This window comes from Streptomyces sp. NPDC029152 (assembly GCF_055564355.1).
The window spans coordinates 1-20,872 of record NZ_JBVHWR010000038.1 but is presented as its reverse complement, the minus strand read 5'-3'; the positions used below and the strand labels follow the sequence as shown (position 1 = coordinate 20,872).

The window sequence follows — 20,872 nt, the reverse complement described above, 5'->3', positions numbered from 1 at the left end:
GACATACCCCCGTCATCCGCGTCCGCGGCAGGTCCCGCCGCCGGACTTCCATCGCCGCGCTGTGCTGCTACAAACCCGGCGAGAAGAGCCGCCTCGTCCACCGGCCCCGCGCTCACCTCCGCCTCAAGGGTGCACGCAAAAGCTTCTCCTGGCAGGACTACCGCGACCTCCTGGTCCGCGCACACCTTCAGCTCGACGGCCCGATCGTGGTGGTCTGGGACAATCTCAACACCCACCTGGCCACCGGGCTGAAGCGGTACGAGGCCGACCACGACTGGCTCACCACCGTCCGCCTCCCGCCCTACGCACCTGACCTCAATCCCGTCGAGGCCGTCTGGTCGCTGGTACGCAGGGCGATGGCCAACACCGCCTTCGACACATCCGACGACCTCGACCGCACCCTCCGCCGCGAGTTACGCAGGATCCAGCTCCGCCCCCACCTGGTCGACGGCTGCCTGACCGCCACAGGTCTGGCTATCACCTCACCGACCCCGCCGTGAAAACCTCAGTAGTAGATGGTCAGCCAGTCCCGGGTTTCGGCGAACTTGCGCAGGCCGGCAGCTTTATGGTTGAACCGTATGCGTGCGCAAGCCGTTTATGACTGCATGCCCTTGAAGAAGAGGGGCAGTAGGCGGCTGCACCATGGCCGCGCTTCCACGGGCAACGACGGGAAGAAGTACTCATGAAACTGACATTCAAGACCTCGGTAGTAGGAGCAGTCCTCGCCTCCACCGCCGTACTGGCGGCTCCGGGAACCGCATCGGCTGATGAACCCGTGACCCGCTGTGAAGAAGGCCAGATCTGTCTCTACGACGGCCACAACCTCACCGGGAGCAACCTGCAGCTCCAGTATGGGGTGGACATCCCCAACCTCGGCTGGGCGTGGAACGACCGGGCCAGCTCGGTGTGGAACCGTGGCAAGGGGGCCGTCTGCATCTACACGGATGCCGACTACCGCGGCTACCACTACGACATCATGCCGGGTGAGAAGCAGGAACTTCTGTTCCTCTTCGACAACGCAGTGAGCTCCCTCGAGTACGGCGGCTGCGGGGCCCCCTGAGCCGGCTGACCGACCCGGACCCGCTACTGAGTTTGTCGGCGTGGTGTCGTCAGGGTGAGTCCGGTTGCGGCGAGGCATCCGTCGATGGTTTCGCTGCGGTACTGGAGTTCGCGGAGGGTGCGGCGCAGGACGTGCATCAGGTGGTCGGGGCCGGTGAAGGCGGTGTTGTTCTGGTCCGCGCGTCGGAGCAGTGACCAGATGCCTTCGACCGGGTTCAGGTCGGGTGCGTAGGGCGGTAGCTGGTAGGCGGTGATCCAGTCGCGGGCGTGGATGAAGGCCCGCAGCCGGGCGTCCAGGTGCACGTTGAGGTTGTCCCAGACGAGCACGAAGGGGGCGTCGAGTTGCTGGTGGGCAGCGGTCAGCAGGTCGCGGTAGTCGGTCCAGGTGAAGCTGCGCCGGCCACCGCGCTTGTGGTCGACGTGCCGCTTGGGCCGGAAGACCAGGCGTGAGCGTTCGCCCTGCTTGTAACAGGCCAGGGCGGCGGTCGAGAACCGGCGCTGGGAACGTCCCCGTACTCGGATCACGGGCGTGTGCCCGCGCCTTGCCCAGGTGCGGGAGGTGGGCGGCGTCATCGAGAAGCCGGCTTCGTCCCCGAAGACGATCCAGCCGCCGAGCGCCGTCGCGGCCCTTTTACCTGAGGCCAGGTCTCCTTCACTCAGCCGGCGACCGCGTCCTCGCCACGCTCGATCGCCCGTCGGGCCGGAACCTGGTGGCTCCACCCGTGACGCCGGAGCATCCGCGCGATGGCCGAGAGCGTGAGGGTCCGGTGGAACCGGCGTCCGATCAGCGTCTTGATCCTGGCCAGGATCCGGCCAGCCGTGCGCAACCGGCCCCTTGGTCAGCTCCTGCTCCAGAACCGCGAACAGGGCCTCGTTCAACTTGGGGCGGGCGGCCGATCTCTTGGAATGCAGCGTCTGCCGGCCGCCTTCCTGCCAGGAACGGCGCCAGCGCTGCACCGAGCGCACACTGACTCGCAGCTTCTTCGCCACCGCCGCATTGTCCTGTCCTTCAGCGAACATCTCGGCCGCCTCCATGCGGATGCGTTCGCGAAACGCCCGCCGCTCGGCGGTCAGGCCGCCACCTTGCGGATACCTCATAGTTCCGGCATACCGCGACAACCATCACTTGTCAGCCTCGCGACATCACGTCGACAAGTTCAGTAACTGCCGCCCTACGCACCCGACCTCAACCCCGTCGAGGGGATTTGGTCGCTCCTGCGACGCGGCTGACTCTCGAACGTCGCCTTCAGCACCCCCGAACACCTCGTCCAGACCGTCCGACGCGGGCTGCGGCACATCCAGTACCGCAGCCACCTATCGACGGCTGCCTCGCGGAGACCGGTCTGACCATCCGACCCACCTGACACGAGGCGACATCACGAATTCAACCTCAGTAACTGGCACTACTGAATCCTTCCAGATGTCGCGCGGCTCCCGGGTGGTGACATTCCAGGGTGTCGGCCCCGGACGGTCACCCGGGCGCCAAGAACAAACACCGGTCACCTCGCTACTACGTCGGCAAGACCGTCAAATGCCTCGATACCCTCAAGGCCATCCGCAAGCCTGAAAGATACTGGTGGATAAAAAACAAGTTGGACTCATTCTGCAGGCGTCCGGCAGGGCGCGGCCACGTCCATGCCTTTGAGGTAGCGGTCGTACTCTGCGTCGGGAAGTTCGCCGGGGGCGAGTCGGCAAAGGACTTCGTGCCACGCGGTGATGCTGACAGCGTGGCGGACGAGGGAACCGTCGGGTCGGAAGGCAAGGGTGGAGCCGTCCGGCCCTGTGAGGACATTTGGCGCGCTGGCCGCACGGCTGCTCAGGCCCTTGTAGCTCCAGGTGCCGCGGGCCTCGCCGGTAGCGGTGTCCCAGAACTGCAGGCCGGCATCGTCGCCGGTGCCGAAGGCCTGAACAAGCAGAGCGCTGTCACTACTGAAAACAGCGGCCATTTCCGCTGCGGCAGGGGCAGTCGTACTGCGAGCGATCCGCCCGCTGGCGACGTCCACTACGAACAGGCGCTTGTCCTCATTGACGATCGACACCTTCTCTCCGTGTGGGCTGACGGCCAGACTTTTGTCGAAGGTGACGGCGCCTTCGACACTGGCTGTCCGTACCCGTTTAAGGCCCTGGCCATCTCTATAGCGCCAGACGGACAGCTCTCCGCTCTCTAGAACTGCCACCGTACGGCGATCTGTGCTGACGGCCGTGACGGCGGTGGATCCGCTTTCGATGGGCACCGTGTCCTGGACCTGCCACGAGCGGGGATCCAGCACCTGCAGCGCATTGTCCTTGAGGGCAAGGACGTGTTGATTGTCAGGCAAGAAGGCCAGCGGTCTGAAGTCGCTGCCGAACTGCCTGGGGGGGTTCAGCCGGGTGCCGGACCGCGGGTTCCACAGCGACGCGGTACCTTCCTGAGTCACCAGCGCACTCGTGCCGTCAGCGGATGCAATGAGGTCGTCTCGGCGGGTCGGTTTGTTCACCATATGCAGATCAATGTGGCCAATGCGCTGGATTCCTTTCTCTGTGACCCTCCACAGGCCGGTGCCGGCAGAGCCGCTGCGGAAGGCGAGCCGCTTGTCAGCGGTCAGTTCGGTGGCTTTTACCTGCTGAAGGTTGGGAAGCGTCGTGCCGGCCTGGAAGCTGCTGGTGGACAGCAAGGACACTGCTCCGTCGGATGAGCCTGCTGCCACCCACATGCCATCGCCTGAGGCTGCGAGGGCGTTCACCGGAAAGCTGAAGCTTCCGAGCGTGCGCTGGCGGCCGGCCGCGGTGTCGTACGCTACGACTGCCTGGTCGGCAGCCTCGAGGAGGCGGTTGCTGGCGTTGGCAGGCATGACGGGAGCATCGCGCACATCACTGTCGTAAGTGGACAGCCGTTTACCCTCAGTCAGATCCCACAGCTCGTCCTTCTCGTCAGGTCCACGGTCCAGGTAGGCCCGGGCGCCGTCGTCCGACAATGTCACGGCCCTGCTGTCGGTGGGCGGCAGACCCATGATCCGCTGAGGGGAGCTCCAGTCTTTGGCATCCGGTTCCAGAATGCGAGTCGTCCCCGCCAGCGAGTCGAGAACGCGCAGCCGCTGCTTGCCGTCGCTGGCCAGGGAGATCGCGTCGGGGGTGGCCTTCTCTTTGCTGATCAGGCGCCCTGTTGCCGTGTCCCACACCGCAAGGGAGAAGGGGTACTCTTCCCCGTCTGGCGCCGGACTGTAGAAGGCGGCGGCCAGACGTTTGCCATCGCCGGAAAACGCGAAGGCGCGCAGGCGCTTGAAAGCTCCGGCTAGGTCTCCGCCGTGACTCGCCGTGATCGTCCGCAGCAACTTGCGGTGGGCGACGTCCCACACTTCAACCTGGTTGTCAGGGGTTTCAACGGCGAGCGATCTGCCGTCCCAGCTGAACATCAGGCCGCCACCATCCTGCGGCCAGCTCTTGCCCCGCAGGCTGGGCAGAGCTCTGCGCTCCTGGATGTCGTAGAGGTGAACGACACGTTCGCCTCCGTCCATGGCATCGGGATCCAGGTCCGCGTAGTAGGCCATCACGCTGCCGTCCCGGCTCACGGCAACGTTGGTGGCCGTGACGTGACCGATGCCGCGGAAGGCAGCAACCTCCCCATACCCGGCCTGCAGGTGCTGCGTGGCGTTGTCGTTGGCTGCCACCGCCTGACCGAGCGCCTGGGTGGCCTCACCGGTGGCCTCGACGGCATGCGCGTACAAGGCGAACTGAGCCGCCTTACGCGGATCGCTCGCCGCCACCTCCAAAGCCCGGGCGGCCAGAGCACGCGACGCGGAGCTGCGGGCCCGGGCGTCCGCTTCATCACTTTTCTGCCAGGCGACGCCGCCAGCCACCATGAAACCGGTCACTGCGACCGCAGCCGTGCTGATCAAGGAGCGTCTGACCCATCGCCACGTGCGTTCATGGTGGAGGTCTTTGCCGTCGAGCTGGTCTTTGCTGAGGCCGTGCAGCGGCGCCGCCACAGTGACGACCGCGTCACGGAAGTCGGTTTCGGACGCCATGGACCGGACATCCGCAGGGGCGTCACGGAACGGCCGAAAGTCCACCCAGAGAGGTTGATGTGCGAAAGCGCCGCGTAACTGGTTCGGAAGAGCGGTTGTGCGGTCCCAGTCGAAGTCACCAGCACTTTCGTCCCATACGATATGACCAGCGCTGAGTGCAATGATGAAACGGTCCATGGAGTGGTTGCTGCGCCAGTAGGCGATTTCCTCGCGGACCCACCGGGAGGCTGCCGCCTCGGGTGACGCTAGGTAGATGAAGTAACGGCACGTCGCTAACGCCTCTTTGATAGCTCCCCCCAGGTCGCTGCTGGCCGCGAGGCTGGTGGTGTCCCGGAAGACGTTCATTCTCCGGTGATGGGTGTAAGGGTGGCGGGCAAGACGTTCCAGCCCTTCCTCCAAAGCCTTGGCCAGTGGCACGTCCCGCTGATGGCTGTAGGAGATGAAGGCGTCATACCCGTTGTGACGCTTACCCATGAGCTTTCTTCCCCCGTGGGTCTCTCTCGTTCAACTCAGAGCAACTCACATAGTGACAGGTTCACTTGGAGTACGGGTGTAGATCGCGGGGCTGGTACCCGCCCCGGTGGGCATCGCCGCAGGGGGCTCCCCACGGGACAGCCGCAGGCTACCGGCTTCGGTTCGTCAAGATGAGCTGTGGTGAGTTCCTGGTGGACCGGGGGCGGTGGCTGTATCCCGTGCTGTGTGGGATATCGGATGGGTGGGCTGACCGCGCTGCGGGACGTCGGCGCCTACCGTGCCGTGTTGCCCTCAGGCAGCCGGTGCCCGGCCAGGTAGCGACCCGGCCCAGCCACACCAAGCACAACAGGAGTTTTCCCTTTACGAACAAGGGTGCGTGCTGGGCTGGATCATCAGGGCGGAGCCGGGTTGTCCAGGGCGCGGCCGGTTGGCGCTGATCCAAGACTGTTCGGCCTGCCTCCCGACCTGGGCCTTTCGGCACTGTCAGGGACCCATTGCACGCGCCGACGGAGGCCGTGGTGAGCCGTACCAGGGTTGTGGATCCGGGTCCGCGCCGGTGGACGGTCCGGCTCAGCCCGTCAGGGACAGGACCAGCGCGGCGCTGGGAGCGCAACGGAGCCGGCCTTCGCGTATGGAGACGACGGCTTCCGGCAAGGGGACGTGGAGGACTTTCAGATCCGCCTCGGACGGCTCCGTAGCGGCCGGACCGGATGTCGGCTGGTCGACGTGCCAGAGGTGGACCCGGCAGTCGGTCAGGCCTGGCAGGGGGTGGAGGAAGCCGTGCCCGGTCCAGGTGCCGCCGTGGTACCCCGTCTCCTCGGCCAGCTCGCGTCGCGCCGCGGTCAACGCGTCGTCGTCGCCTGGGTCGACGGACCCGCCGGGCAGCTGCCACAGGACACCGGCGAGGTAGTGGTACTGCTCGATCAGGAGCAGCTTTCCGCCGACGAGAGCCGCCACCCGCACCTGGTCAGGTGCCTGAACCCAGTCGTAGTCGCCGCGCCGCCCGTCAGGCCCGGTGACCTCGTCACGGTGTACCTGGAAACGGGGGGTGCGGTAGGGCGTCGTGGCGTCGTACCGGGTCCATGGTCCTCGCTGTTCCACAGGAGCACCGTACCGGCCCAGCCTGCGGTCAGTCGGGTCGGGGAGAGACCGGACGGACCGCCCGGTTGTCAGCTGCCCACGGGTCCACGAGGCGGCGCCACGGTACGGGGACGGTGGCCAAGGGGGGCGTCGATCATCGCTTCGGCGTCCCGAACGCCGGCAAGTCGCGCGAACGCCAGCAGGTAGCTGCGGGCATTGCCCTGGAGCAGGCGCAGTTCGGCGCGGCAGTCTGCGGCGAGGGGCCACTCCGTCTCGGGGCGCCCCGGTGACGCCTCTTCGAAGGCCCGCAGGCGAGGGTGCCACCGGGACAGGAACGGGCGTAGTTCGAGGTTGAGGAAGTTCACGGCCAGGCACTCCACGGTCATCCCGATGCTCACATGAGTGGAGGGGCGGCTGACCTTCAGCGTTTCGCGGGTGGTCGCGAACAGACCGTACAGGGACGTCAGAGCTTCGCGTAGCAGGCCGTCCTCGTCGTCGAGTCGCTGCACCGACACGCGCGTCACCGACTCGACGAACAGCTGCCAGGCGACTTGCCGGGAGTCGTTGTTCACCACGAAGGTGAGTTCGCTGAGCTGCGGCACGGTCACCTTCACCTCCGCGAGGCGGGCGGAGCGCCGGTAGGCGTCGAGGCCGACGGCGACCAGGGCGCCCGCCAAAGCGCCGGTGATCGCGAAGAGGAAGAAGCCGCTGGTGTGGCCGACGGCGTGGACGCCGAGCCCGACCACCGCCCCCGCGATCACGGACAGTCCGATGCGTGCCATACGACCGGCCTGCCTGCCGAGTCGACTCATGCGCGTCCCCCCTGCGATTCTGCGTTCCAGTTCCCACCGGTCACGGTCCCGCCCTGGTCCGATGGCAGACCCTGCCCGCACCCGCGCGGGTACAACTGCCCCTGTCCGCGGACCCGTCTGCGGCGAGAGTACCGACGGCAGTCACGCCCCCGCCCCGTGTTCGGCTGCTTCCGCCTGGTGCGGGCGCCATCGCACCGGTCGCCGTCGTGCAGAGCGGCGTGAGAGGGCCGGCAGGTGATCGGGCTTCGTCCAAGTCCCACCCGACAGCAGGTCCGCTCAGTAGAGTCGGAGGTGTCCAACCCAGCTGATTGGTCGTACTCGGGCATAGGGGAAACGCCATGCCTTCCAGCACATCTTTGTCTCTACGTCGACGGTGCTTCCAGCGCCCGCTCCGCTTAACTGCTGTTCGGACCGCGCTGCTGGTCTCAGCCCTGGCGGGGATGTTCGCGGGCGGATGCACTGACACGAGCGGGTCGCCCCAGGCGACGCCCTCGTCGGCCTCCTCTCCGGCTCGTGCGACGCCCCCGGCCTCGTTTCCGCCCACTCCACCGGCTGCTACAGGGTGTGACGGTGCGGTGCTCGACCACCGGGACATCCGTCATCCCGAGCTCGGGGCGGTCCGCGTGTTCCTGGTCCGGCGGTCCACCCTCGCTGACCCTAGGGGATGTGTCGCAGCCGTCACTGGCGGCGGGCGCGCACTGGCCTCCGTCGACGTGGACATCTACGAAAACGAGCTGCGCTTCGCCACCCCCGCGACCGACGCCACGGGGAACACCTTCGTGATCTACAACCCCGGCCGCTATGACGGGGTGCTGGTGCTCGTCCCCAACGCGGACGGGTTCGAGGACATTGGCTGGAGCAGCACGACGGAGCACTACTCGGGCGGCCGGTTCGCTTACTACCACGCACGGCTCACCGGCCCCGGCCAGGACGGGCGCTACACGATCGTCCGATCCGAGAACTCGTGCACACCCAGCTGCGCCCAAGGCGTCACCACGCAGGTGACGTTGCGTTGGAATGGGCACGACTACCTGCCGGTCGGATAGTGCTGAAAGGTTTGCCGGCACGGATGCGCGGGCTCGATACAGCGCTCGCGCGGCTGCGCTCCTCCCTGGCTCGCCGCGGCCGGGTCAGGGCCGAGATCGGGTACGGCGTCTTCCTCTCCTACAGCGGTGACCGCGACCGACAGTGGCTGCCGCACCTGCAGCGCGTGATCGAAAAGCAGTCCCGCCCCTGGTACAAGCCGCCGCGCATCAGGGTCTTCCTCGACTACAGCGGTGTGTCGATCGGCCCTCAGCTGTGGGCCAAGATCGAGGCCGGTCTTGCCCGCTCGGACTGGCTCGTGGTTCTAGCCTCTCCGGAGGCCAGAGCCTCGGTGTGGGTGGACCGGGAAATCAAGTGGTGGCTGGAGCACAGGTCGGTCGACACCATCCTGCTCGTCGTCACCGCCGGGCAGCTGGTGTGGGACGAGCGGCGGGGCGACTGGGACCCGGGGCTGTCGACAGCGCTGCCCGCCCGATTGGCAGGACGATTCGAGCAGCAACCCGTCTGGAAGACCGTGGATCTTCGCCGCTTCGGCAGTGACGCAGATTCCCTGCCCGACGTCGACGGTGTCGCGTTCGGGATCGCGTCCGTCGTTCGCGGCCTTCCCGAGGACGAACTCAGATCGGAAGGTCTCCGCGACACCAGACGCAACCTGCGGACAGCCAGGGTCATCGCGGCCGTCCTGGGCTTCCTGCTCCTCGTCACGAGCACGGTGTCGGTGATCGCGGTGGTCGAACGTGCTGAGGCCACCCGCCAGCGTGATCACGCCGTCGCGCAACAACTGATCACCCAGAGCTCCCTGCTCGCCACCCGGGACCCGTTCGGCGCCCGGCTGAAAGCGTTGGCGGCATGGCGTATCGACCCCTCTGCGGAAACCCGTCTTGCGGTTCTCAATGCCACCGTGAACCCGGAGTCCGGCCTGCTCCCTCACTCCTGGCCGGTGGGCTCGGTGGCGTTCAGCCCTGACGGCAGGATGGTTGCCTCTGGTGGCGGCGACGGCGTGGTGCGGTTCTGGGACACAGCGACACAGCAAAAGGCGGGAAAGGCGCTTGTCGGGCACCACCGGGGCGTCACGTCCATGGCGTTCGGGCCGGGCGGCGGGACACTGGCCAGTGCGAGCTTCGACGGCACCGTGCGGCTCTGGGACGTCGCCGGCCGCAGGCAGATCGGTGCTCCGTTCAACGCCCACGCAGGGGTGATCAACGCGGTGGCCTTCAGCCCCGACGGCACTACCCTCATCGCCGTCGGCGAGAGCGTGCGAGTGTGGGACGTGGCAACCCACCGTCAGATCGGCGAGCCGCTCGGCGGTCGCGCCTCCGGTGCTACCGCGGTGGCCTTCAGTCCCGACGGCAGGACGTTCGCTACGGCCGGCAGCGGTGTGCAGCTTTGGAACACCGGCACCCGCGCACCGGTCGGCAAAGCGTTGAGGGAAGACGACGCTCTCGTCAGGTCGGTCGCCTTCAGCCCCGACGGCAGGATCCTCGCGTCCGCCGGCACCGACGGCGGCGTGCAGCTCTTGGACATCAAAACCCGAAGCCCGATCGGGAAGCCGCTGGGTTCCCCTGCCGCGTGGACCGAGTCGGTGGCCTTCAGCCCCGACGGTGCGGTGCTCGCTGCCGGGTACGAAGACGGCAGCGTGCGGCTCTGGGACGCCGTACGGCACACCCGGATGGGAGCACCCTTCACCGGCCACACCGGTGCAGCCAGGGCCGTCGTCTTCAGCCCGGACGGGACGATCCTGGCCAGTTCGAGTGACGACACCACCGTCCGTCTCCGGGACGTCCGCGCGCAGCGTCAGGCCGGCGCACCGCTCGGGACCGGGAATCAGGAGGCGGCAGCACTCAGCCCGGACGGCCGGACCCTGGCCGTCGCGGGCCCCCCTTCCGCCGTGCGCTTCTGGGACATCGCCACACGCCGCCAGACCGGTGATCCACTGCTCCACGGTAACGAGGGCTCGCCCTCCACCCTGTCCTTCAGCCCCGACAACGCCGTACTCGCCATCGCCTCCCGTGGTGTGCGGCTGTGGGATGTGGCGGCCCGCCGCTCCGTCGGCGAGCCACTGCCCGTCACGCGCGGCGTCCCGAACTCCGTCAACGCGGTGACGTTCAGCCCGGACGGCGAAACCCTCGCCAGCGCCCGCGCGGATTCTGTGCACCTGTGGAACCTGGCGGCACATCGTTCGTCCGGCAGAGCACTCGACGTCAGCGCGACAAGCATCGCGTTCAGCCCCGATGGCCGCACCCTGGCCACCGACACGGAGAACGACACCGTGGCGCTCTGGGACGTTGCCACGCACCGCCGGGTCGGTGAGGCCCCGGCTCGTCACATCGCGCGGATCACCGCGATGGCGTTCAGCCCCGACGGCCGGACGTTCGCGACCGCGAGCCGCGACAACACCGTCCGACTGTGGGACGCGGCCACACGCGAGCAGATCGGGGAGGCGCTGACCGGTCACCGTAGCGGCGTCACATCTGTTGCGTTCAGCCCTAACGGGACGACCCTGGCCACCGGCAGCATGGACCGCACAGTCAGGCTTTGGGATGTCGCCACCGGGCGCGAAATCGGCAATCCGCTCGACGGACACAGCGACGAGGTGACCGGCGTGGCCTTCAGCCCCGGCGGCAGCACGATAGTCAGCTGGGGCAGAGACAACACGGCACGGGTGTGGAACGTCGAGACGACGGTGGACCCGGTGCGATCACTGTGCAGATGGGCCAAGGGCGCCTTCACCGCCGACCGATGGCGCGACGACGTGCCACCGGGCCCCGCCCCCCGCGCACTCTGTCCGGCGTCCTGAGTGGGCGTGCGTCAACGCCGGCCCGGTACCCCCGAGCGGATCGCGCCCTCCAGCCAATAGCCCCCAAGTACCGGCGACGGCGTCGCGGCCGGGAACTCTGGCCGAACCGTCCTCACCGACCCGGACACGACCGGATGCCGGCTCGAAAGCCCACCCCGGCCCCCTTCCGGCATCCGCCCGCACCCTGCTGGCTTCACGCCGCAGCCCTTTGCCCCACGACGGAGGCACCCCCTCGCCGCCCGCGCGTCACCACGTCTGCCCGTACGCCATGAGGAGAGCAGGCATGTCAGCTCCGCCCCCGTCTGTACCCCAATTGTCGCTTCACTCAGCGGCAGGGCGCCGCCACGTCCAGGCCCTTCAGGTAACGGTCCCGTTCCCGGGCGGGCAGGGACTGGCTCACCAGACCGCACAGGAGATCGCGCCAAGCCTCCACGCCGACCGTGCGGCGGACGACCTTGTGGTCGGGGCCGAGGGTGAGGATGTCGTTGGCGGGGCCGGGGACGACCTGCATGCCCTCGTTGGGCTGCACAGACCCGGCCGGGGGGTCCGTGGTCCAGATGTCGAGCTGATCGCCGCTGCCCGCGTCCAGAACGCGTACACCCCGGGCATTCTCGGACATGAAGCCCTGGAACAGCAGCCTGCCGTCCCGGCTGAACGCCACGTCACGGGTCTCCTGCGGCAGGTACCCAGCGGCGCGCACACGCCGGCCGGAGTCCAGCCGTACGACGTACACATGACTCTCCCAGTCGGAGAAGGCCGCCTGTTTTCCCTCGTGGTCGACGCCTATGCCCACAGGCTTGGCCTCGGCCGGCAGACTGGTGCGGGCCACATGCTCGAAGGCGTGATCGCCGTCCCAGCGCCAGGTGTCGACACCATCGCCGTTCAAGAGAACCAGGGTCCTGCGGTCCCCGCTCAGGGCGAGGCCGGCGGAGCCCTCTGTCACCGTGCCGCGGGTGCAGGTCCGAGTGTCGAGGACTTCCACGGCACCGTTCCAGGAGCCGACCACGTATCGGTCGCCCGGTAGGAAGAACACGCCGGGGTGGATGAGCCCGCCGGAGACTCCGTCGGTGGCCACACCGCAGTTCGTGCGCTTGCCGGTGCGCAGGTCCCAGATGTCGAACCGCCCTGTGTCCTCGCCGCCTTCCACGCTCTGCATGCCGACGTACCGCTGGTCCCCACTGAGCGTGTAAGCCGTGTCCTCCAGGTTCACCGACAGGTTGGCGTACGGAATCCCGCCGAGCTTGCGGCCAGTGCCCGGATCCCAGAACTCGGTGTGCCCCTCGGTTCGGCGCACCGCCATCCGTCCGTCGGGGGTCAGATCCCCGTAAGTGAACTCCTTGTCGCCCAAGGTGACACGCTGACCCCGTCGGACCCCGGTGGTGAAGAGGTTGAGCTCGCCGCCGTACGAGGCGACGGCCACCTGGGCGCCGTCAGCCGACATGGCAATGGTGCTGGCCTTGCGGGCCAGCCGACCCAGTGTCATACCGGGCCGCAACGCGGCGTCGTAGAGCCGGACCGTGCCGTCCTTCCCGCCCACCATGAAGGTCCCCTTGCCCTCGGCGACCGTCATGTCCTCGTACGATCCCAAGGAACGGGCGGCGATGCGGCGGCGCTGCTCCAGGTCCCACACCTCGGCACGCTCAGACGTCCGAGTCAGGGCTTTGCGAGCCCCGTCGAACAGCAGGACCTCGCTGTATCTCAAGGCTTCCGCGGTGCTGCCGGGCATTCCGGGCAGGGACCGGGCCGCCTCCCAGCGCGCCGAGTCCGTCAGAAACTTTCGGACCTCCTGACGGTCCCTGTCGACCAGGGTCATCCGGGAGCCGTCCGCGGAGAAGCCGAGCCCCACCCGGGCGTCGCCCACCGGAAGCCGAGTGATCTCGCGCCCGTCGGACGCGCTCCACACGACCACGAACGCTTCCCCCTCGGGAGTGTAGTGAGAGGCCGCCACCCACCGTCCGTCGGGCGAGAGGGCGAGGGCATGAAGCCCGTGCCCGACGCGCGGGAGGTCCTCTGTGTGCCCCGTGGCCATCGTGCGCAGGAGTTTGCCGGTCCTGGTGTCCCACAGCTGGACCCGGTTGAGATAGACCTCCGTAGCCAGGACACGGCCGTCGCGGCTCAGCGCCCTGGGCGTGCCCTCGGCGCGCACCACGCGCGACTGCCGGGCGGAGCGTACATCGTAGAGGCGTACGCCCTGGGCCTGGTCGAACGCCGAGCGGTACGCAGCGGTCGTACCGTCCGCGCTGAGGACGACGTCCGTTTCGGCCGGGCGGGTCGCACTCTCCTTGTCCGTCACGGAGTCGGCGTCCGCCTGCAGCCGCCGCCTGGCGTACGGCGCGGCGGCCACAGCCTGGGCCAGGGCGCGTCGGGACTCCGGGGTGGACTGGGTCTCCTCGGCGTAAAGAGCGTACTGTGCCGCCTGGTTGGGACTGGTCCCGAGCAGTTGCCCGGAGCGGGCGGCGAGCGCCTGTGAGGCGGAGAAGCGAGCCTGGGCCTGGGCCTCTCGGCGCTGTATGTTGGCGTCGAAGAAGCCGTAGACCGCAAGGACGCACAGCGCCACGAGCAGGGCGACCCCCGACCAGCTCAGCCGTTTGACAAACCGGAGCTGCCGGAAGTCATCGTGCTCCAACTCCTCCTTGGGGCGGCCGCGTAACGGCGAAGCCAGGGTGGCGACCGCGGCACGAAACGGCGGATAGCGCAGGGAGTAATAGGCTCGTTCCTCGAACTCCCGAAGGTCCACCCAAAGCGGCACGGACGTGAAACGGCCCGCCAAATTCCGTGGCAGGGACGTAGTCTTCTGCCAGTCGAAGTCGCCAGCCCTGTCGTCCCACTCGATCTCACCGCTTGCAACGGCGATGAGCAAGTGCTCTGAGTCGCGCTCCCGCAGCCAGTAATCGACCTCCTTGGCTACCCAGGGCGAGGCGGCGGCCTCTGGGGAAGCGAGCAGGATGAGATAGCGTGAGCGTGCCAGTTCGCGCTGGATCGACTGCCACAGGTCGTGGGTCGCCGGCAGGCAAGTGACATCGCGGAACACGCTCATCTGCATGGGTCGGAAGCGCGAGACGGCCAGCCGCTCCAGGCCTCGCTGGAGCTTTTTCGCGAGCAACGCGTTCTTGCTCTGGCTATATGAGATGAAGGCGTCGCGCTGCTTCACACCGTCCGGCGCCGCTGCTCGCACCTCAGCCTTTTCCACGGCATCACCCATGGCCTCCCCGTGTCCCTTCTGCGTGTTCATGCCGCCCCCAACGCACTAAAGGTTGTCCCGTAAATGGTCTACGACATGCTCATTGACCTGCCTGTTTCCTTTCACCCGGCGAGGGTGGGGCTGTGGAGGCGGGCGATGCCGAGCATGGCGTGGTGGACGCCGTCGCCTTTGAGGCGGCAGTCGCGGAGGATCTTCCAGGTCTTCATGCGGGCGAAGACGTGCTCGACGCGGGCGCGGACCTTGCGGTGTGTTCGTCAGGTGTCGAACCGACCGCGTGCACTCTCGATGTGTCCGAGGTACTGGTGGGTCCAGCCGCAGATGGCGTCGACCGTGGTGCGCAGGGCTCGGCCCGGCTCGGTGAGGGTGTACTCGACCTTCGGCGGCACGGTGGGGTGCACCTTCCGGTCGACCAGACCGTTGCGTTCCAGCATGCGCAGGTTCTGGGTGAGCATCTTGTGGCTGACGCCCTCGACCTCGTTCCGCAACTCGCTGAAGCGCAGGGTGCGCTCGCCGAGTGCCTCGATGATCAGGAGCGCCCACTTGTTGGCGACGTCCGAGAAGATCTCCCGCGCAAGGGAGTCCGCACGCCGCAGATCAGCGTTCTCGGGCAGATCCTTGAGCAGTTGCTTGGTCACCATCAGGTTCCCCAGTCACCGAAAAGTGCGTTCTTCCAGGTCGACCGTCACTCTCCTACAGTTTCCGAGTAACCACAAGAGAGCAAGAACCGGAAAGGCGAGTACCATGGCCACCGCTGATGTCTTCAACCACCACGTGCCGGCCGAGAGCGAATTTGGCTACTCACAGGCGATCAAGTCCGGCGACCTGATCCACGTCTCGGGACAGCTCGCTTTCGACGAGGCGGGCGAGTTCCTCCACGCGGGCGACTTCGCCGCCCAGCTCGAGCAGACCTACGCCAACATGAACAAAATCCTGAACCACTACGGCACCACCCGGAACCAGGTCGTCTCGCAGACCCTGTACGTGGTGAACCTGCGGCAGAACGCCGAGGCGGCGGCGGAGGGCAACCGGGAGTACTTCGGCGACCACCGCCCGGCCAGCACGGTCCTGGGCGTCACCGAACTGACCTTGCCCGGCCAGGTCATCGAGATCAGCTTCGTCATCGACACGAAGCTGCCCGCTTGAGGTCCCCTCCCCGCACGCGCCGCTCTCTCCGCCGGACGGACCACGGGGCCCTTCTACGCCCACCGAATGCCGTTGGCGGAGAACTGCTCCATCCGTTCTGGGGCCGGTGTTGCGGCTCTGCTGCGTTGGTTGCTGATCCATGCCCCCGGCTTCAGCTCCTCCCGTGCCGCTTGGTCCTTGCCGTCGTTTCCGTCGCTGCTGACGGTGATCCGTTCGATGTGCTTCCTAAGGGCTGTCCCGCAACTGCCCTGCGTGACTGGTGGACGGGCATGCCCGTCCCCCTCAAGGGCCGGACCGATGCTGAGAGACTCCAGCTATGGGATCTTGGGGAACTTTGGGGCCGGCGTTGTTGTCTCTCGCAGGGGTTGCGCTCGGCGCGGGCGGATCGTTGTTTGGGCAGTACCTCGTCTCGCGCGCGAGCACCCGGCAGCTCGAAGTGCAGGAATCAGCCGCCCACCGGGCGCAGCTCAAGGACGCGGTTCTGAAGTTCGTGAGCATTGCGTTGCAGGTGGAGAAGGCGACGCTCACTCGATCGGACGATGGCGGCACCGCGGCCGATCCCGCGCTCGGCCAACTCCTCGACGACCTTTGGCTCGCCCAGGCAGAGATCGACCTGGCAGCCAGGAGCGAACCCCTGCGGGGCGCTGCCTATCGTTATGCGTTCCGCCTTGCTGAGGCGGCCCGAGGCGAGATAGCCGACGCTTCCGTGCTGCGTGGGCCGCAGGTCCAATTCATGGATGCCGCGTATGGCGACATGTGGCCGGGCCAGCGACGGGCAGAGGGGGAGCCCAGCACACATCAGTGAGACGATCTTGCTGTGGCTGGTGTGATCACGGCGTGCGAGCCGTCCTGGATAGCCCCGTTCACCGGGTTGAGCCCGCGTCAGTTCGGCAAGCTGATCACCACGTTGCGGCGCGAGGGTGCGGACCCGGTCCGCAAGGGCCGGCCCTGGAGCCTGCCGCTGGAAGACCGAGTCCTGCTGGTCGCCGCGTACTGGCGCACGAACCTCACCCTGCGGCAGCTGGCACCGCTGTTCGGGGTGTCGAAATCGGCCGCCGACCGCATCATCGACCACCTCGGACCGTTGTTCGCGCTTCAGCCGCGCAGGCGGTTCCGCAAGGCCACCGTACTGATCGTGGACGGAACCCTGGTGCCCACCCGTGACCACACCGTCGCCAAGCGGTCGAAGAACTACAGGTACTCGACCAACCACCAGGTCGTCATCGACGCCGACACCCGGCTCGTCGTCGTGGTCGGCCGGCCCCTGCCCGGCAACCGCAACGACTGCAAGGCGTGGGAGCTGTCCGGCGCCAAGGCCGCCGTCGGCCGCACCATGGTGATCGCCGACGGCGGCTACAGAGGCACCGGCCTGGTCATCCCGCACCGCCGCACACCCGGCCAGGCTGGCCTTCCGGCCTGGAAAAAGGAGCACAACTCCTCACACCGCAAGGTCCGCGCCCGCGTCGAGCGCGTCTTCGCCCGCATGAAGACCTGGAAGATCCTCCGCGACTGCCGCCTCAAAGGCGACGGCGTCCACCACGCGATGCTCGGCATCGCCCGCCTCCACAACCTCACCCTCGCCGGGTGAAAGGAAACAGGCAGGTCAATGAGCATGTCGTAGACCATTTACGGGACAACCCTTACTGATCTTTTCGTAAGTTCGGTGGGTGTGGTGGCCGTGTGAGTGGGAGGCTGTCGGCGTGGCTTATCAACCTTCCCCTTCGGTTGCCGGCTCCTCTCTTCCTCCTTTGTCGCGGCCTCAGTTGGCGGAGGCGCGTCGTGTGCGGGCAGTCGAGTTGTTCGAGGTCGGCGTCTCGCATGCGGAGATCGCGAGGGTGGTGGGGGTGTGTGCCGAGAGTGTGCGGCGTTGGCGGCGGGTGTGGGAGCAAGGCGGTGCTTCGGCCCTGCGGCGACGGGCAGCCACCGGACGCCCACCGAAGCTGGACGACACCCAGGCCGAGATGGTCCGGGCCGTGTTGGAGCAAGGTGCCCAGGCTCATGGTTTCGAGGCCGACCTGTGGACCCTGGAACGAGTCGGCGCGGTCGTCACCCGGACAACGGGAGTGGTGCTGTCGAGGGCGTCGGTGTGGCGGCTGCTGACCGGCCGGCTCGGATGGAGCCTGCAACGCCCCGAGCGGCGGGCGGCCGAGCGGGACGAAGCGGAGATCGCCCGCTGGATCGCGCACGAGTGGCCACGCATCGAAAAGGGGCCGTGACCACATGTGCCTGGATCGTCTTCCTCGACGAATCAGGCGTTTCCCTGCTCCCTCAGATCCGCCGCACCTACTCGCCCCGAGGGCGGACTCCGCTCCTGCGGCACCGTCTGAACCGGAAGCGTGCGTCGATGGCCGGGGCCTTGGGCTGCCACTCCACCGACCCCGATCGCGGGGCCCGGCTGTGCTTCCACCTCAAGCCCGGCAGCTACGACACCGCCGCCCTCATCGAGGTCCTGGAGCAGATGAAGGTGTTCTACCGCGGCGAGCGAGTGGTCCTGGTCTGGGACGGCCTGTCCGCCCACCGGAGCCGGGCGATGCGAGCCTGGGCCGCCGAGCAGGACTGGCTCACACTGGAACGATTACCCGCTTACGCTCCCGAGCTGAACCCGGTGGAACTGCTGTGGTCCTCACTCAAGAAGCGGGAACTCGCCAACCTCGCCGGCGGCCACCTCGCCGACGCCACCGAGCAAGGCATCCACCGCATCAACACCAACCCCCGACTTCCATGGTCATTCCTCGCCCACACCGGCCTGACCATCCACCCACCACACCCACCGAACTTACGAAAAGATCAGTAAGCCCGACCATTCAAGATCCCCGACAGAGTCAAGTGAGGAACGCAGGAAGCCCCGTCGGAGCAGGGCGACCAAATGGGGCCCCTGTCCCGACGGGGCTCGGTCGGCCGGGCGGCGGGTTACCGGCGCCCGGCTGAGGCCGATGCCGTGTGCGGTGCTTTGCGGCTCAGCCGAAGTTCACGTCGCTGCACCACATGTAGGCCTGGTCGAGGTGCGAGGCCTGCCAGATCACGAACACGATGTGGTGTCCGGTGTAGCCGGAGGTCTGGACGGGGAACGTGATGTTCTGTGCCGGGGCGAAGCGGCCGGTCTGCGTGATGAAGTCGAGGTTGCTCCAGCCTAGGGTCTGGGTCTTGGGGTTGAAGCCCTGCTTGCTCACATAGACCTTGAAGTAGTCGGCACCGTGGGACGCCTGGTCGTACAGCTGGACCGAGAAGTTGTTGCCGACGGTGGTGGTCTTCCACGGTCCGGGCTTGTCCAGGCTGGCGTTCCTCGAGAGGTTGTTGCTGCAGAGTGTCCCGTCGGGGGTCCGTGCCTGGAACTGGCCTCCGAGGCCGTCGCGGAGCGCGCTCATCCAGTTCCACATGGTGTCAGCGTTGGCCTGGAAGGCCTGCCAGCACATAGGGTCTTGGGTCTGCATGGCCGGGTTCGTGTGGTTGTTGCCCCACGTCTTCCAGCACTGGTACGCGCGGGTGGCGGGGCCGACGACGGTGCCGTGAGCCTGGGCGGGGGTCGACCAGGCGAAGGCGCCGGCAACCGCGGCGAACAGCATGACGAGCGCCTGGAGAGGCCGGCGGAGGGACGCCATCGAGCGCCCGGTTAACGGGCTCTGGTTGCGCATATGGGGACTCCTTCCATTGCGAGACTGCTATGGGAGCGCTCCCAAAATTAGGTCTTCTGAGTGAGATGTCAATGAGGCAGACGGACTTGATTACAGGGGTGGGCGGCGAGCAGGGAATCTGCCGTGAGCCGGGAGTCAGAATTGTTCGCGGGACCGGAAACGAGGATGCGGCCTGGACCGGTGCGCCTGGCCGGCGATGCCACCCTCCCCTGGCGCGACTCGACATCCGAGGACCAAACAGTCATTCGGGGGTAAAATATCGGGAGAAAACGACCTCTCAGAGATCGTTTTCGTCTTAACTGACCGTATATCTAGCGATTTTCAGGACGCCGGGTTGTGGTGCTCGTGCTGCTGAAGATGCGGGTTGATTTTTGCTGGTCAGATGGGGTGACAGGCTGAGTGGGGAGTGGCTTGCGCCTGTCTCGTCCCAGGATGCCTGGCCGTCTCGGACGCGTGCTCCCGTTGCTGTCGCTGTGCGCCTGGGCGCACTCGGTCCGCGGCGGTACGCCGGAAGCATGCCGACGCGACGCCCGTATCCGAGTGATCTGTCCGATGCCCGCTGGGAGTTGATCGAACCGGTGCTCTCTGCCTGGCGGCTCGAGCGCCACGGCAGGGCTCTGGATTTCGGCCGGCCGCCGGAACACGACCTGCGCGACATCATGGACGCGATCCTGTACGTGGACCGCACCGGGGTCCAGTGGCGCTACCTCCCGCACGACTTCCCGCACTGGAACACCGTCTACGGCTACTTCGCCAAGTGGGCGGACGAGGGTGTGTTCGCCCAGCTCAACGGCCTGCTCCGGCAGCTCCTACGGGAGAAGGAAGGACGGGACGCCGAGCCGTCGGCCTGCGTGATCGACGCCCAGAGCGTCAAAACCTCCACCAGCTTCTCCGCCGCCGACCAGGGCATCGACGCCGGGAAGAAGATCGTGGGCAGGAAGCGGAACATCGTCACCGACACCCTCGGACTTTTACTTGCCGTGCTGGTCACCGCGGCAAGCGTGCAGGACTCCGCCGCCGGCGCCCGGCTCCTGGACCAGGTCGCCGCCGACCATCCCGGCATCCGCAAAGTATGGGTCGACGGCGGCTACCGCCAGCACCTCGTCGAACATGCCGCCACCCTCGGCATCGACATGGAAATCACCGCCCGCAAGCCCGGGACCAGGGGTTTCACTCCGATCCCGAAGCGGTGGGCGGTCGAACGGACCTATGGCTGGCTCATGCTCCACCGCCGCCTCGCCCGCGACTACGAAACCCTGCCCACCCGCTCCGAAGCCATGATCAACCTCGCCATGACCGACCTCATGGCCCGCCGCCTCACCGGCGAAAACACCATCTCCCGGCGCGACCCGACACCACAGACCAAACAGTAGATTCCGGGATAAAACATCGGGCGAAAACGACCTCTCAGACCGCTCTCGTCCGCCAGGGATGGATCGGACCGATGCCGTTCTCGCCTCGTGACGTCAAACGGCTGGGCCTTGGAGGCGGGCCGCTGCCCTAAGGGCTGTCCCGCATGTCAGGCCGAGACTGTCGTCCTGGTCGGTGGGTGAGAGAGGATCAACAGCGATCTGGTCCATCAAGTGTTCAAGAGGCAACTGTGGTTGACGGAGTGCAGACGTTCG

16 protein-coding genes and 3 pseudogenes are annotated in these 20,872 nt (G+C 67.2%); 11 read left to right on the top strand and 8 right to left on the bottom strand.

What is annotated here, in order from left to right; translation table 11 throughout:
• Both ACZ4V6_RS35650 and ACZ4V6_RS35645 read left to right on the top strand, forming a co-directional pair.
• Positions 1 to 500: transposase (locus ACZ4V6_RS35650; RefSeq protein ID WP_467835308.1), on the top strand; the 500-nt coding region annotated here is incomplete at its 5' end.
• Positions 501 to 682: 182 nt separating this feature from the next.
• Positions 683 to 1,060 carry a peptidase inhibitor family I36 protein gene (locus ACZ4V6_RS35645; protein ID WP_467835306.1) on the top strand — a complete coding sequence of 126 codons (378 nt, stop codon included), beginning with the start codon at positions 683 to 685 and terminating at the stop codon, positions 1,058 to 1,060.
• Between the two features lie 23 nt (positions 1,061 to 1,083).
• Here ACZ4V6_RS35645 and ACZ4V6_RS35640 read toward each other — a convergent pair.
• Positions 1,084 to 2,157: pseudogene (locus tag ACZ4V6_RS35640) on the bottom strand (IS630 family transposase).
• A gap of 66 nt (positions 2,158 to 2,223) precedes the next feature.
• Between ACZ4V6_RS35640 and ACZ4V6_RS35635 the strand changes: the two are divergent.
• A pseudogene (locus ACZ4V6_RS35635) lies at positions 2,224 to 2,423 on the top strand (IS630 family transposase); the annotation flags it as partial.
• Positions 2,424 to 2,657: 234 nt separating this feature from the next.
• On the opposite strand, the gene ACZ4V6_RS35630 reads toward ACZ4V6_RS35635, so the two are convergent.
• The 3 genes from ACZ4V6_RS35630 to ACZ4V6_RS35620 form a co-directional block, all read right to left on the bottom strand.
• Positions 2,658 to 5,537, bottom strand: a complete 2,880-nt coding sequence (locus ACZ4V6_RS35630; protein WP_467835303.1) for a toll/interleukin-1 receptor domain-containing protein — start codon at positions 5,535 to 5,537, stop codon at positions 2,658 to 2,660.
• Between the two features lie 570 nt (positions 5,538 to 6,107).
• Complete coding sequence (locus ACZ4V6_RS35625) at positions 6,108 to 6,638, bottom strand: NUDIX domain-containing protein (RefSeq protein ID WP_467835301.1); 531 nt, start codon at positions 6,636 to 6,638, stop codon at positions 6,108 to 6,110.
• 68 nt (positions 6,639 to 6,706) lie between these two features.
• Positions 6,707 to 7,399 (bottom strand): hypothetical protein, encoded by a 693-nt coding sequence (locus tag ACZ4V6_RS35620; protein ID WP_467835299.1) that lies wholly within the window; start codon positions 7,397 to 7,399, stop codon positions 6,707 to 6,709.
• A 743-nt stretch (positions 7,400 to 8,142) separates the two neighbouring features.
• Between ACZ4V6_RS35620 and ACZ4V6_RS35615 the strand changes: the two genes are divergently transcribed.
• Both ACZ4V6_RS35615 and ACZ4V6_RS35610 read left to right on the top strand, forming a co-directional pair.
• The gene (locus tag ACZ4V6_RS35615) at positions 8,143 to 8,475 is read left to right on the top strand and encodes a hypothetical protein (protein WP_467835297.1); all 333 of its coding nucleotides are present in this window, start codon (positions 8,143 to 8,145) and stop codon (positions 8,473 to 8,475) included.
• 23 nt (positions 8,476 to 8,498) lie between these two features.
• Complete coding sequence (locus tag ACZ4V6_RS35610; RefSeq protein WP_467835295.1) at positions 8,499 to 11,270, top strand: toll/interleukin-1 receptor domain-containing protein; 2,772 nt, start codon at positions 8,499 to 8,501, stop codon at positions 11,268 to 11,270.
• 325 nt (positions 11,271 to 11,595) lie between these two features.
• Here the strand turns inward: ACZ4V6_RS35610 and ACZ4V6_RS35605 are convergent, their stop codons facing one another.
• The 3 genes and pseudogenes from ACZ4V6_RS35605 to ACZ4V6_RS35595 form a co-directional block, all read right to left on the bottom strand.
• Complete coding sequence (locus tag ACZ4V6_RS35605) at positions 11,596 to 14,502, bottom strand: TIR domain-containing protein (protein WP_467835293.1); 2,907 nt, start codon at positions 14,500 to 14,502, stop codon at positions 11,596 to 11,598.
• A gap of 71 nt (positions 14,503 to 14,573) precedes the next feature.
• Positions 14,574 to 14,726, bottom strand: a pseudogene (locus ACZ4V6_RS35600) (transposase); the annotation flags it as partial.
• A complete protein-coding gene (locus tag ACZ4V6_RS35595; RefSeq protein ID WP_030405162.1) occupies positions 14,727 to 15,110 on the bottom strand; it encodes a winged helix-turn-helix transcriptional regulator in 384 nt (127 codons plus the stop codon). It lies immediately after the preceding pseudogene.
• A gap of 103 nt (positions 15,111 to 15,213) precedes the next feature.
• On the opposite strand from ACZ4V6_RS35595, the gene ACZ4V6_RS35590 reads away from it, so the two are divergent.
• The 5 genes from ACZ4V6_RS35590 to ACZ4V6_RS35570 all read left to right on the top strand — a co-directional run bounded on the left by ACZ4V6_RS35590 (position 15,214) and on the right by ACZ4V6_RS35570 (position 18,409).
• Complete coding sequence (locus tag ACZ4V6_RS35590) at positions 15,214 to 15,615, top strand: RidA family protein (protein WP_467835292.1); 402 nt, start codon at positions 15,214 to 15,216, stop codon at positions 15,613 to 15,615.
• A gap of 316 nt (positions 15,616 to 15,931) precedes the next feature.
• Positions 15,932 to 16,420 (top strand): hypothetical protein, encoded by a 489-nt coding sequence (locus ACZ4V6_RS35585; protein WP_467835290.1) that lies wholly within the window; start codon positions 15,932 to 15,934, stop codon positions 16,418 to 16,420.
• A gap of 12 nt (positions 16,421 to 16,432) precedes the next feature.
• On the top strand, positions 16,433 to 17,203 hold the full coding sequence (locus tag ACZ4V6_RS35580; protein WP_467835288.1) for a transposase: 771 nt from the start codon (positions 16,433 to 16,435) through the stop codon (positions 17,201 to 17,203).
• 193 nt (positions 17,204 to 17,396) lie between these two features.
• Entirely contained in the window at positions 17,397 to 17,831 is a 435-nt protein-coding gene (locus ACZ4V6_RS35575; RefSeq protein ID WP_467835286.1) for a winged helix-turn-helix domain-containing protein, read from the top strand.
• Positions 17,729 to 18,409, top strand: a complete 681-nt coding sequence (locus ACZ4V6_RS35570) for an IS630 family transposase (RefSeq protein WP_467835283.1) — start codon at positions 17,729 to 17,731, stop codon at positions 18,407 to 18,409. Before ACZ4V6_RS35575 ends, ACZ4V6_RS35570 begins: the two co-directional genes overlap by 103 nt.
• 163 nt (positions 18,410 to 18,572) lie before the next feature.
• Here the strand turns inward: ACZ4V6_RS35570 and ACZ4V6_RS35565 are convergent, their stop codons facing one another.
• Positions 18,573 to 19,247, bottom strand: coding sequence for a lytic polysaccharide monooxygenase auxiliary activity family 9 protein (locus ACZ4V6_RS35565; protein ID WP_467835281.1), 675 nt, complete (start codon positions 19,245 to 19,247; stop codon positions 18,573 to 18,575).
• Positions 19,248 to 19,762: 515 nt separating this feature from the next.
• On the opposite strand from ACZ4V6_RS35565, the gene ACZ4V6_RS35560 reads away from it, so the two are divergent.
• Positions 19,763 to 20,620, top strand: coding sequence for an IS5 family transposase (locus tag ACZ4V6_RS35560; protein WP_467835280.1), 858 nt, complete (start codon positions 19,763 to 19,765; stop codon positions 20,618 to 20,620).
• Positions 20,621 to 20,872 lie beyond the last annotated feature (252 nt).

What these genes read in the sequence shown, in the direction of transcription:
- ACZ4V6_RS35645 (WP_467835306.1), top strand. Translation starts at nt 683, where the DNA reads ATGAAACTGACATTCAAGACCTCGGTAGTAGGAGCAGTCCTCGCCTCC.
- ACZ4V6_RS35630 (WP_467835303.1), bottom strand. Translation starts at nt 5,537, where the DNA reads ATGGGTAAGCGTCACAACGGGTATGACGCCTTCATCTCCTACAGCCAT.
- ACZ4V6_RS35590 (WP_467835292.1), top strand. Translation starts at nt 15,214, where the DNA reads ATGGCCACCGCTGATGTCTTCAACCACCACGTGCCGGCCGAGAGCGAA.
- ACZ4V6_RS35560 (WP_467835280.1), top strand. Translation starts at nt 19,763, where the DNA reads ATGCCGACGCGACGCCCGTATCCGAGTGATCTGTCCGATGCCCGCTGG.
- ACZ4V6_RS35570 (WP_467835283.1), top strand. Translation starts at nt 17,729, where the DNA reads ATGGAGCCTGCAACGCCCCGAGCGGCGGGCGGCCGAGCGGGACGAAGC.
- ACZ4V6_RS35565 (WP_467835281.1), bottom strand. Translation starts at nt 19,247, where the DNA reads ATGCGCAACCAGAGCCCGTTAACCGGGCGCTCGATGGCGTCCCTCCGC.
- ACZ4V6_RS35620 (WP_467835299.1), bottom strand. Translation starts at nt 7,399, where the DNA reads ATGGCACGCATCGGACTGTCCGTGATCGCGGGGGCGGTGGTCGGGCTC.
- ACZ4V6_RS35585 (WP_467835290.1), top strand. Translation starts at nt 15,932, where the DNA reads ATGGGATCTTGGGGAACTTTGGGGCCGGCGTTGTTGTCTCTCGCAGGG.
- ACZ4V6_RS35610 (WP_467835295.1), top strand. Translation starts at nt 8,499, where the DNA reads ATGCGCGGGCTCGATACAGCGCTCGCGCGGCTGCGCTCCTCCCTGGCT.
- ACZ4V6_RS35605 (WP_467835293.1), bottom strand. Translation starts at nt 14,502, where the DNA reads ATGAACACGCAGAAGGGACACGGGGAGGCCATGGGTGATGCCGTGGAA.
- ACZ4V6_RS35595 (WP_030405162.1), bottom strand. Translation starts at nt 15,110, where the DNA reads ATGGTGACCAAGCAACTGCTCAAGGATCTGCCCGAGAACGCTGATCTG.